The following is an 11599-nucleotide window of genomic DNA, read 5'->3' as shown; positions in this document are numbered from 1 at the left end:
CTCCTTCAGAGTCAACGTCTTTTTGAGAAGAAGTTGCTCCGGCGGTTCAGCGTGCTGAACCTCTTAACCCGGCGACCCGTAAGCCGTTGTTCCGTGTCAGTGGTGGCGCATTATAGGGAGTTTACGCACCCTGACAACCCCTAAATTGCAAAAAATAGTGCGTTCGCTGCATTCCACAGCAAAAGGGCTGTTTATACGCAGTTATACACAAAGTTATCCACATTAATGGCATGCCGGAAATTTAGACGAGCACCGCGCAAACGTTTTCGCTACAATGCCAGGCAAAATCCTGGACCTCTGCTGGGGGCGTTACCTGAATCAACGCCACACTTCTTTATCTGTAAGGAAGATGACCAGGGTTGATGTAACGTTCTTATCTGTGCGAACCAAAACCAGGGGATAAACCTCATGCAACAACCTCGTCCTGTACGCCGCGCTCTGCTTAGCGTCTCTGACAAAGCCGGTATCCTGCCGTTTGCTCAGGCGCTGTCAACGCGCGGTGTTGAACTGCTTTCAACTGGCGGAACCGCCCGCCTGCTTGCTGAAGCAGGTTTAAGCGTCACTGAAGTTTCTGATTACACCGGCTTCCCGGAAATGATGGATGGACGTGTCAAAACCCTGCATCCCAAAGTGCATGGTGGCATCCTCGGACGCCGAGGCCAGGATGATGAGATCATGCAGGAACACAGCATTTCCCCTATCGACATGGTAGTGGTTAACCTGTATCCCTTTGCTCAGACAGTTGCCCGCGATGGCTGTTCACTGGCAGATGCCGTTGAAAATATTGATATCGGTGGCCCGACCATGGTGCGTTCTGCGGCAAAGAATCATCAGGACGTGGCAATTGTGGTCAAGAGCAGTGACTATCAGGCCATTATTGACGAGATGGACGCCAACAATAATTCCCTGAAACTCTCCACCCGCTTTGATTTGGCGATTAAAGCCTTTGAGCATACCGCCGCTTACGACAGTATGATTGCCAACTATTTCGGCAGCCTGGTTCCGGCCTATCATGGTGACACTACGGAACCTTCAGGTCGCTTCCCACGCACGCTTAACCTGAACTTCATCAAGAAGCAGGATATGCGTTACGGCGAGAACAGCCACCAGGATGCCGCTTTCTATATAGAGGAAAACCTCACGGAAGCGTCGGTCGCCACCGCACAACAGGCTCAGGGCAAGGCGCTGTCTTACAACAATATCGCAGATACCGACGCGGCGCTGGAATGCGTGAAAGCGTTTAACGAGCCAGCCTGCGTTATTGTCAAACATGCTAACCCCTGTGGGGTCGCTGCCGGCAGCACTATCCTTCATGCTTACGAACTGGCGTACAAGACTGACCCAACCTCAGCCTTTGGTGGCATCATTGCTTTCAACCGTGAACTGGATGAAGCGACTGCACAGGCGATCATCAGCCGTCAGTTCGTGGAAGTGATCATTGCCCCTTCCGCAAGTGAAGCAGCACTGAAAGTGACCGCAGCCAAACAGAATGTCCGCGTGCTGACCTGTGGCCAGTGGCAGCAACGCCAGGCAGGTCTGGACTTTAAACGTGTCAACGGTGGCCTGCTGGTGCAGGACCGCGATCTGGGGATGGTGACCGAAAGCCAGCTACGTGTGGTCAGCAAACGTCAGCCCACTGAGCAGGAGTTGCGCGATGCGCTGTTCTGTTGGAAAGTGGCCAAGTTCGTGAAATCCAACGCTATCGTCTATGCACGTGACAACATGACCATTGGCATAGGTGCAGGCCAGATGAGCCGCGTTTATTCTGCGAAAATTGCCGGGATCAAAGCGGGCGACGAAGGGCTGGAAGTGAAAGGCTCGGCCATGGCTTCTGATGCCTTCTTCCCATTCCGCGACGGTATTGATGCTGCCGCCGCCGTCGGCGTGAGCTGTGTTATCCAGCCGGGCGGTTCAATTCGTGATGAAGAGGTAATTGCTGCCGCTGACGAGCATGGCATTGCAATGATCTTCACCGACATGCGTCACTTCCGCCATTAATAAGGGGTTAAATGATGAAAATTTTAGTCATTGGCAATGGTGGACGTGAACATGCACTGGCATGGAAGGCCGCTCAGTCACCGCTGGCAGAAACCGTTTTTGTCGCACCTGGCAATGCCGGCACCGCGCTGGAACCTGCATTGCAAAATGTGGCCATCGGCGCCACCGACGTTGCTGCTCTGCTGAGCTTTGCCCAGCGCGAGCAAATTGATCTGACCATCGTTGGCCCGGAAGCACCGCTGGTAATTGGCGTGGTAGATGCGTTTCGCGCCGCGGGGCTAAAGATTTTTGGCCCAACGCAGGCGGCGGCGCAACTGGAAGGCTCCAAAGCCTTTACCAAGGATTTTCTGGCCCGTCATCAGATCCCAACGGCGGAATACCAGAACTTTACCGAAGTGGAGCCGGCGCTGGCTTATGTACGACGTAAAGGCGCACCCATCGTCATCAAAGCTGACGGTCTGGCTGCCGGTAAAGGTGTGATTGTGGCAATGACCTTGCAGGAGGCAGAAGACGCCATTCAGGACATGCTGGCCGGTAATGCCTTTGGTGACGCGGGTCATCGTATTGTGGTGGAAGAGTTTCTGGACGGCGAAGAAGCCAGCTTCATCGTAATGGTTGATGGTGAAAACGTGCTACCAATGGCCACCAGTCAGGATCATAAACGCGTGGGGGATGGCGATACCGGCCCTAACACCGGTGGCATGGGTGCATACTCTCCTGCACCGGTTGTCACCGACTTCATCCACCAGCGGGTGATGGATGAAGTGATCTGGCCAACCGTGCGAGGTATGGCAGCGGAAGGTAACGTTTATACCGGTTTCCTCTATGCCGGTCTGATGATCGACAAAAACGGTCAGCCGAAAGTGATCGAATTTAACTGCCGCTTTGGCGATCCTGAAACCCAGCCCATTATGCTTCGCCTGCAGTCGGATCTGGTGGATCTTTGCCTGGCCGCCGTTGACGGCAAGCTGAACACCAAAGACTCCGTCTGGGATCCCCGCCCTTCACTGGGCGTGGTGCTGGCGGCGGGCGGTTACCCCGGCGACTACAACACCGGCGACCCGATCCACGGCCTGCCGCTGGAGGCGTTACAGGAAGGCAAAGTGTTTCATGCTGGCACCACAATACAGGATGACCTGGTGGTAACCAACGGCGGACGGGTGCTGTGCGTCACGGCTCTGGGCAATGATATTGCGGCAGCGCAAAAACATGCCTACGAACTGGCGAAACATATTTCATGGGATGGCAGCTTCTGCCGTAGCGATATTGGTTACCGGGCAATTGGTCGTCAATAAGCTCACCATCTGGGACAGTTACCGGGATAATTCGTATCACAGAGTAAAGGACCACCTTCCTGGAAGGTGGCTTTTGACAATGCCCCCTGAAAGGGGGGCGCTATTGTCAAATTTCGATTACCACGCTAACCATTCCATCTGCTGCTCCTCTGTTTGTTTCGTTTTCTCCTGATGCCTCACATACCGTCTGATAATTTCCCCGTTCACCCCGACAGTATCTGCAAACCAGCCTCGTGACCAAAAGTGGTTGCCCCATAACGTCTTTCGTTTGTGTGGGAAACGATTGTAGCGCCTGATTGTGCTGCGGCCTTTCAGATGCGCCATCAGAGTTGATATCGGAATTTTCGGTGGAACTGTTACAACAGGATGTACATGATCTGCTGAACATTTAGCTCCAGAATCTCACCATCTTTTATTCCACAGAGAATCCAGATTGTCCTGTAACGTCACTTGCCCAACTTATCTTTCAGGATCCTGAAGCGGTACTTTGCCGTCCGGGCTATGTGGTATTTACAACGCCGATATGCATGTGATGAACGCCTGTAAAGCCCCATGTTGGTGATTCCCTCTTACTTGTGGTGAGTAGGTGAAATATTCCGACATGGGCTTCCTCCAGGCTGGAGCCTCACAGGGACAATCACCACCTCCCACGGAGGTGGTTTAAAGCTGACAGTAAAAACGCAAAAGCGCTTTGAACAGCGCGTGTCCCGCAGGGGTGAAACCGGATATCCAGATCACGCGATAATCGAAGGCATCCAAATGAGCGCAGAGCCTGTCCCACCGGGCATCATTGCCGCCAGCCAGTTAGGACACGGCAAGTGCACAGGCACCGGAGCGTACAGTACGTAGGGATGGAGAGAACTGCCTGCGGCCAAAAGTGCGCCGGGAGGGGCTCTCACTCAAACATGTGATTGGGATGACTGAGCACGGCCACTTTACAATTTTGAGTTGTGTGAAGGGTATACCCAAACCAGCTCATGCAATAGATTATAACCATCAGGGTGTGAGCATTTTCCCTGGCTGAGGCTGAATCTCTGTTTCCACTCTTCTTTGTTTCTGTTTATCTGCATAACCAGCTGGCATTGCTGGCGAATTGAGCACTTGATGACCAGCCTGTCACAATATAATCTGAATGTGGAGATATATTTACTTCTCCTCTGACAATATAAGGGAATGTCAAGAGGTAATATAAAAATGAGAATTGATACTGTCTATAACTGTTTAAAAACGCATAGTAACGGAAAGGGACTCACGGCTTCAGAGTTGGCTGAAAGTATCGGTTTATCGCGGGCAAATGTAAGCAGTGAATTAAATAAACTGGTCAGTCAGGGAAAAGCCGTTAAGACAAAAGGTAAGCCGGTCTATTACTCTTACCTCACCCCTGAAATAACATCGCAACACGTTGACGATCATTTATTAGATAGTTTTGTTGCAGAAAATCCCAGCCTCAGTTCTGCGGTGGCTCAGGCCAAAGCGGCTATTTTGTACCCGCCACGGGGCATGAATTTACTGTTACTGGGTGAAACGGGTGTCGGCAAATCTATGTTTGCTGAAATGCTCCATGCCTATGCTATTTCAACCCAGAAGATCGATAAAAATGCTCCCTTTGTTATCTTTAACTGCGCTGATTACAGCAATAATCCACAACTGTTAATTGCCCAGCTCTTTGGCTCCAGGCGCGGAGCTTATACAGGTGCAGACGAGGAGCATATTGGTCTGTTAGAAAAAGCCCGCCAGGGAATTTTATTTCTGGATGAAGTGCATCGTTTACCCCCTGAGGGTCAGGAGATGTTTTTCACTTTTATTGACAAGGGAATATATCGTCGCCTGGGCGAAACCTCGTCAGAACGTACCGCATCCGTACGCATTTTCGCCGCCACGACCGAATCACCACGTTCAGCACTATTAAACACCTTTACACGCCGCTTTCCGGTATCCATAACCTTGCCTGCATTGCGTGACAGACCCCTTAAAGAACGTTTCAGTTTGATTAAACGTTTTTTCAGCCAGGAGGCCAGGCAATTACGCAATCAGATTAAAGTTTCAGCTAATACACTGCGAGCTTTACTGAGTTACGATTGCACCAACAATATTGGACAACTAAAATCAGATATTCGTTTTTCCTGTGCCAATGCATGGATGCAGTACTGCTCAGGAAAAACACCTCAGATTGAAGTGTACAGCCGCATGTTGCCTGCAAACATCAGTGAGGCATTATATGCTCATCCCGAACATCGTAAAGTCTGGGGGGATGTTATTGGAATCAGTAAAAAAAGTATTACCTTCTCCGCGGAAAACCTACTGGAACTTAAAGAAGATAATTATACTAAAAATATTTACGACATGCTTAATCTACGGATGGCCGTATTAAAAAGTCTTGATCTGGATGAGAATGAACTGAGGAAAGAAATAGAGAATGATATTACTGAATATATTCACATGCAGGTCAATGATGGCTATACCAATTACAACAGCCGAAAACTGTTCTGTGTGGTACCAAAAAAAATATTACATCTCACAGAAGAACTCATTCGATATGCTGAAATAAACCTTCAGCGCCCACTGAGTTCTCGCCTGTATTATGGACTGGCAAAACATATCGAAAATGCTATTGAGCGAGTTAATTCGAATAAATGTATCATACACCCACAACTTAATCACATCCGAAAATCAAGAAGTGATATATTTAATTTAGCGTTAAACTGGCTACATATTATAGAACGGGTCATGGAGATAACATTTCCTGTAGATGAAGCAGGTTTTCTTGCAATGTTCCTGGTCTTCTCTGAACAGGAAATGGATGCTCAAAATAATAATGTTCAGGTCCTTGTAGTGGCTCATGGGGAAAATACCGCCAGCGCACTTGTGGATACCGCAAATGAACTTTTAGGAGTAAACTACGCAGTCGCATTTAATGCGCCGCTGGAGCAAAAGCCACAACAGATTCTGGAAAGAATAATTAATTACATCCGGGAAGAAAATAAAAACTGCGATATCATGATGTTAGTTGATATGGGTTCTCTGACGACCTTTGCTGCTAATATTGAACAGCAGTGCAGTATTAAAGTCGCCTCACTACAACTTATCAGCACCCTACACATTATTGAAGCCATCCAAAGTGCCATGAACGGTAACCCGCTTCAGATCGTTTATCAGGATGTGCAAAAGGTCAATCAGTTAATGACGTTAGCTGTTAATAACAAAAATCCTTCTCCGTTCACCTTCAGGCAAAATATGGTTAGTCATAAGTTGGCAATTATTACCCTGTGTACCACTGGCGAAGGTTCTGCCCGATTAACTCAAAATCTGCTTACCCGATCCCTCTCTTATCGTAAAAATCTGATTGAGATTATCACATTAAATATCGATGACGAATCCGATATTACACGGGATATCGCGCATATTGCAACCGACTATATGATTATTGCTATTGTCAGCCCTTTTGAGTTTGACAGTCATATCCCGGTTTTCGGGTTGGCTGATATTCTGCACCATAATGGTATATCCACCATGCAGGAACTCATTGATACAGAGGTAACCTATTCACTGGTTACAGGGACGCTGGAACAATTGCTAACCAACCTTCCTGTGGAAAATCTTGTGAGCGAAATTAAAAAATTTAACAAGAATATCATCGCATCACTGGGAGTTTCTCAGTCAACTAATTTATTGATTGGTTTAATAATGCATATAGCCTGTATGGTCGAACGGCATAAAAATGGTGAGTCCGCACATTATTTCGAACACAAGGAAAAACATCTTTCCCAATATCATCAGGATATGCAAGTTATCAGAAAAGAAATAGTTTTAATTGAACAGGCTTTTGACGTCAAACTGGATGAAAACGAACTGTGCACTATACATCGATATTATCGCCAGTAGTAAAACCATAAAGCACTGCTTAGCGCATTTGCATATGGGTTAAATAGCTGCGCGGAATAGTGCTCCACCTTTTATCAGCTCTTACAGCGCAAGGGATTTTCCTTTAGTGGTGCAGGATCCAGTCATCACGCGAGATCATCGACCTTAGTTTCTGACTGGACCGATATTATCCAAAATGATCTACTGTAGCGGTATCAGTCACCGCTATTTAAATGGACTCACTTTTTTATTGGAAAGAAAGCGAGCTTTGAGTTTTTCAATTGTTGGTGGCATAATTTTCAGACCATCGTAAATATATCTTTCTACACCGCCATATTGTTTCTCTATTTCATCCAATGAGGCATCCAGATATGAATGACGTGTTTCCATCATTGATGACAAAAAACCAAGCACATCTTCATTTTTTGTCTGTTCACGATATTGTAACATTCGCCGCCTGTTTCTCTCAGCCCTCAGCTGATTGGTTAGCATATAATCCTGATATATAAATTCCTTCTTCACACCCAGTGCTAAATGGACCAACGCAATACCAAATCCGGTACGGTCTTTCCCCCCCCGGCAATGTTGATTTACTGCCCATTCACCTGTTTGTGCCAGTAGTAGTAGCATATTTCGAAAAGCCTTAACAGAATCAGGGTGATGAATAAATTCACGATATTGATCTTCCATAATTTTGCCAGCGCTATTAATAATCACCCCGCTCTCAGCCCTTGTTGCTAACCGCAGCAGTAAATCAACCTTCTCTGCATCACCGGATGTTGTCGCTGCCAGTTCCGCAGAGGAGGCATTTGGCGTCAAGCAAACACACTTAACATCCTCCGTCCATAAATGATTTGGCTGCCTGGCTATCTCTTCTGCTGTGCGGTAATCGATTATCGTTCGAATTCCTAACGGGGCCAGATAAAGAAAATCATTATTCGTCAAACGATGGAGATGATCGGAGCGGTAGAGTTTTCCCCAGCGAACCATCATGCCATTTTCAGTTTCATATCCTCCGGCATCACGGAAATTGTTGGCACCTTCCAACGGTAATACTCGCTCAGAAACGATGCTGGTTTGGTGACCACAGGTCAGCCGATAGGTTGGCTTTGAAAACGTGTCATGTCGGATAATATAACGATCCCGTGTTGTTTCTGCTATTCTGTTGTCCAATATGGCACCGCTGACGGCCACTGACAGAATATCTATAATTGTTATTTTTTTATCAGGATTATCCCACTTAAGTAATATTTCATAATTATTCAGTCTTTCAAAAATAATATTCATTGATCCCTCATGATATTATGAGCTTTACTGTGCAACTGCTGATTCTGCAATCAGTTTTTGACGGTCCATGTAGCGTATAAATGGATAGTAAACCAGCATGGCAACTATCAGCAGCACGATATGCCATAATGCCATTTGCCAGCCGCCAATCATGAAACCCTTGATGATTTCCGGCGTTCCCGCAGAGGGTAAGGGCATTCCATTAACTCTGGGAATAACGTCCATTTTTGTCGCAAAGTAAGACAGCATGACATTCAGTGTTCCGGCAGTCATTAAGGGTAAAAACAACACCGGATTTAGCACCATTGGCAGACCAAATTTGTAAGGCTCGCTGATGCCAAAACAGCCGGGAAGCACACCAATTTTCCCTATACTTTTCATCTGGACGCTTTTACAGCACAGCAACAGAATCGACATCGCCAGATAGCGAGGGCCTTTTTGCGCATTAATAAACGTCATGGTGACGATAAAGGGTAGCGCTTCGCCCACCTGGAAAGCATTGAGGTTCTCAACATCCAAGGGGTAAAACAGAGTAAACAGGATTGCAGACGTCGCCATGGTGCCATGAATGCCAAAGAACCACAGGAATTCGGCCAGAAACACAATGAATAATGCGGCAGTCAGGCTCGTCCCCAGTCCCTGTAACGGCCCCTGCACCAGGGAATAGATAAAATCATGAATATTTCTGAATGGCGTCAGCTCAAAAAGAACGTTAATTATGGCAAAGATCAGGCCAATGATAAAAGCCGGAATCAAACTGGAAAATGATTTGGAGACAAAATCCGGCACTGAATCAGGCAGTTTAATTGTCACTTTACTATCGATCAGAAAAATATACAGCCGGGCTGTCACCAGTCCGGTGACCATGGCAACAATCATTCCCCGTGCACCAAGATAGGTTAGCTCAATGGCTTTTATTTTTTCAAAGCTCGTGACGGGTGTTAGCAAAAAAAACGCCATTACGGCCAGTGTCGCTGACATAATACCATCCTTCTTATGCAGCTCAGCCAGTTTATAAGCCAAAGTGCTTGCTACATAGATGGAGATAATATTCATCGTCGCTACGGTACAGTACGTAAAGGCACTCTTAAGCCCTGTACTGATAATCAACGCCTGCCATGAATCAATATTAATGCTTGCTGACACGCTGGCAAATGAACCTACCATCAACACTGGCAGCAGCAGCATCATACCACCGGAAATAGCCTGAACGTACTTGCTCTTTTGTATTACGCCCATGCCTTTTTGTAGTAAATTTCTCATTCCATTGAACAGACCATCCATGCAGTTCACCTTGTTTTTTAATACAGCGCTGTAATATTTTATTTCCCAGGTTTGAATATTATCTTTTCCCTAATTCATTTTCCTTCAACTGTTGCAATGCATCCTTCAGTACCTTTTCACCATTCATTAACCCATAGTCCAGGGAATCAATGATGCTGACAGGTACGTTAGATTTTGAGCGTATTTCATCCAGTAAATGCCCAACCTGCGGCCCCAGCATAATAATATTAAGGTCCTGATACTTATCCAGCTCGGTTTCCGCTACCGCATCGATTTCTGCATCAATACCTAACTTTTCAGCAGATTCCCGCATTTTTTTTACCAACATACTGGTTGAAAATCCTCCCATGCAGGCAAGCATAATTTTGTATTTCATCTCTTTATTCCCTGTAATCCCGATCTTTGATTATATCAATGATCTCCGTGGCCAAATCACGCACGGTCAATGCATTCATTAGATGATCCTGTGCATGTACCATAATCATTGAAACCCGTTGCTCATTACCTCTAATCTCTTCCTGTATCATCTCTGTCTGAATTTGATGAGCGCGAGACAGAGCTTCTTTCGCCGTTTTCATTAGCTCGTCTGCCTTAAGATAGTTTTTCTGACGAGCCTCATTAATCGCATTAAGACTCTGACTTCTGGCCTCACCGCTGTTAACGATGATTTGCATAACAATTTCTTCAAGATCCAAACCGACCTCCCAGTGCCATTCTGTTTAACTGCAGTAGCCATTGCATAAAGAATGCCAAAACATTAAATATAATTATTTATCAGTTAGTTAGATAAATCTGTTTCAATGTGTTTCGCGAACGTTGTCATTATTTGACATCAAGACGAAAGACAGGCGGCGGCGGCCAGAGGGATGGCAACGGGTGCTGGATAATAGCGAGGTAATGGGAAGACCGGGACGGAGTTTGTGCATCCTCATGACAGGATGACTATTTTCCCATCAATATAGCAGGAGACCGTTATGCCTCTTTTTTCAGGAAAAAATCTCATGGTGTAAAGAAGTTAACCGGACTTATCCCTTGAAACAAGACACCTTCCGGTGATTAAGCGTCCGCTCAATTACACCGCTTAAGCGTCTAAAAATCAGCCGACTGCGGCTCACTGGCACAGAGATCCTCTGCGGATACCAGTAACAGCTGCGTGCCTCTCGGTGCTTCCAGCCAGGAAAGGCTAACCGGTTTACCCGATACCTGCTGATGTTGGGTGATGTAGCGCATGGAGAAGCGATCAAAATCAGGTCGCGTTTTTCCCCCCTGGCAGAGCTGAACCGTACCATCAGATGACCAGTAGCCCTGTTTCAGCAGTACATGACCGGCCAGCAGGTCATCACTGATTCTGAGCATTCGCCCGGCATCAAACTGATATAACGCCACCGCATCTGACGAGAGCGCTTCACGGTGTCCATCGAGCTGGCGCTGCATAAAGCTCAGTTTATCGTCCTGAAAACGCATCATTACACTTTCGGGATGCTCACCGATAATATGACGCTCAACAGAAACAAGCTTATCGTTCTGCCATTGATAATCGGTTTTTTCAAAAGATGTTCCGCTAAAAGGCGTGTAGACCGTCATCAGATGGCTGGCATGTGGTGGACTCTCTTTGCGCCATATCCGCAAGGCACCGCGATCGGCAAGATAACCACTGGCAGTAAAGTCGGGCAGTTTGGGACGCGTACTACAGCCTGCCAGTAGCAGCATAACCAACAGCACAGGAAGTGAGAATGAGCATCGTGTCATGGCGTGGGTGTCACACAAGAGAGACAGGGATGTTGCCCGGAAGGGAGATGGAATACAGCGAGGGCGGTGACATCCGGTTTGAACAAAAGGGGCTTACGCCCCCCTGTTTAAAACTTTTCACTGTC

The 11599-nt window shown here is 47.0% G+C and carries 8 protein-coding genes and 1 pseudogene; 3 read left to right on the top strand and 6 right to left on the bottom strand.

Annotated features, from left to right (window positions below; translation table 11 throughout):
- Positions 1-408 precede the first annotated feature (408 nt).
- Positions 409-1998, top strand: a complete 1590-nt coding sequence (purH, locus tag EB241_RS07485; protein WP_124232563.1) for a bifunctional phosphoribosylaminoimidazolecarboxamide formyltransferase/IMP cyclohydrolase — start codon at positions 409-411, stop codon at positions 1996-1998.
- 14 nt (positions 1999-2012) lie between these two features.
- Positions 2013-3293 (top strand): phosphoribosylamine--glycine ligase, encoded by a 1281-nt coding sequence (gene purD / locus EB241_RS07480; RefSeq protein WP_124232579.1) that lies wholly within the window; start codon positions 2013-2015, stop codon positions 3291-3293.
- Positions 3294-3410: 117 nt separating this feature from the next.
- Here purD and tnpA read toward each other — a convergent pair.
- Positions 3411-3847 (bottom strand): annotated as a pseudogene (gene tnpA / locus EB241_RS07475) (IS200/IS605 family transposase).
- Positions 3848-4487: 640 nt separating this feature from the next.
- On the opposite strand from tnpA, the gene EB241_RS07470 reads away from it, so the two are divergent.
- Positions 4488-7175 carry a sigma 54-interacting transcriptional regulator gene (locus EB241_RS07470; RefSeq protein ID WP_158612397.1) on the top strand — a complete coding sequence of 896 codons (2688 nt, stop codon included), beginning with the start codon at positions 4488-4490 and terminating at the stop codon, positions 7173-7175.
- Positions 7176-7379: 204 nt separating this feature from the next.
- On the opposite strand, the gene EB241_RS07465 is transcribed toward EB241_RS07470, so the two are convergent.
- From EB241_RS07465 to EB241_RS07445, 5 genes are all read right to left on the bottom strand, one after another.
- Positions 7380-8441 (bottom strand): tyrosine-protein phosphatase, encoded by a 1062-nt coding sequence (locus EB241_RS07465; RefSeq protein WP_124232561.1) that lies wholly within the window; start codon positions 8439-8441, stop codon positions 7380-7382.
- 24 nt (positions 8442-8465) lie between these two features.
- Positions 8466-9725, bottom strand: coding sequence for a PTS sugar transporter subunit IIC (locus EB241_RS07460; RefSeq protein WP_124232560.1), 1260 nt, complete (start codon positions 9723-9725; stop codon positions 8466-8468).
- Positions 9726-9783: 58 nt separating this feature from the next.
- Positions 9784-10101: a PTS sugar transporter subunit IIB gene (locus EB241_RS07455; RefSeq protein ID WP_124232559.1), complete on the bottom strand. Its 318-nt coding sequence runs from the start codon at positions 10099-10101 to the stop codon at positions 9784-9786.
- Between the two features lie 4 nt (positions 10102-10105).
- Positions 10106-10420 carry a PTS lactose/cellobiose transporter subunit IIA gene (locus tag EB241_RS07450; protein ID WP_199737325.1) on the bottom strand — a complete coding sequence of 105 codons (315 nt, stop codon included), beginning with the start codon at positions 10418-10420 and terminating at the stop codon, positions 10106-10108.
- A 394-nt stretch (positions 10421-10814) separates the two neighbouring features.
- Positions 10815-11474, bottom strand: coding sequence for a DUF1481 domain-containing protein (locus tag EB241_RS07445; protein ID WP_124232558.1), 660 nt, complete (start codon positions 11472-11474; stop codon positions 10815-10817).
- Positions 11475-11599 lie beyond the last annotated feature (125 nt).

It is taken from the genome of Erwinia psidii, from assembly GCF_003846135.1.
Lineage (GTDB): Bacteria > Pseudomonadota > Gammaproteobacteria > Enterobacterales > Enterobacteriaceae > Erwinia > Erwinia psidii.
Note: the sequence above shows the minus strand (reverse complement) of the source record. Positions and strands in the feature narration are given on the sequence as shown.

Bases quoted from the DNA above. Each gene is read 5' to 3' on its own strand.
- EB241_RS07470 (WP_158612397.1), top strand. From the start codon at position 4,488: ATGAGAATTGATACTGTCTATAACTGTTTAAAAACGCATAGTAACGGA.
- EB241_RS07445 (WP_124232558.1), bottom strand. From the start codon at position 11,474: ATGACACGATGCTCATTCTCACTTCCTGTGCTGTTGGTTATGCTGCTA.
- purH (WP_124232563.1), top strand. From the start codon at position 409: ATGCAACAACCTCGTCCTGTACGCCGCGCTCTGCTTAGCGTCTCTGAC.
- purD (WP_124232579.1), top strand. From the start codon at position 2,013: ATGAAAATTTTAGTCATTGGCAATGGTGGACGTGAACATGCACTGGCA.
- EB241_RS07455 (WP_124232559.1), bottom strand. From the start codon at position 10,101: ATGAAATACAAAATTATGCTTGCCTGCATGGGAGGATTTTCAACCAGT.
- EB241_RS07460 (WP_124232560.1), bottom strand. From the start codon at position 9,725: ATGGATGGTCTGTTCAATGGAATGAGAAATTTACTACAAAAAGGCATG.
- EB241_RS07465 (WP_124232561.1), bottom strand. From the start codon at position 8,441: ATGAATATTATTTTTGAAAGACTGAATAATTATGAAATATTACTTAAG.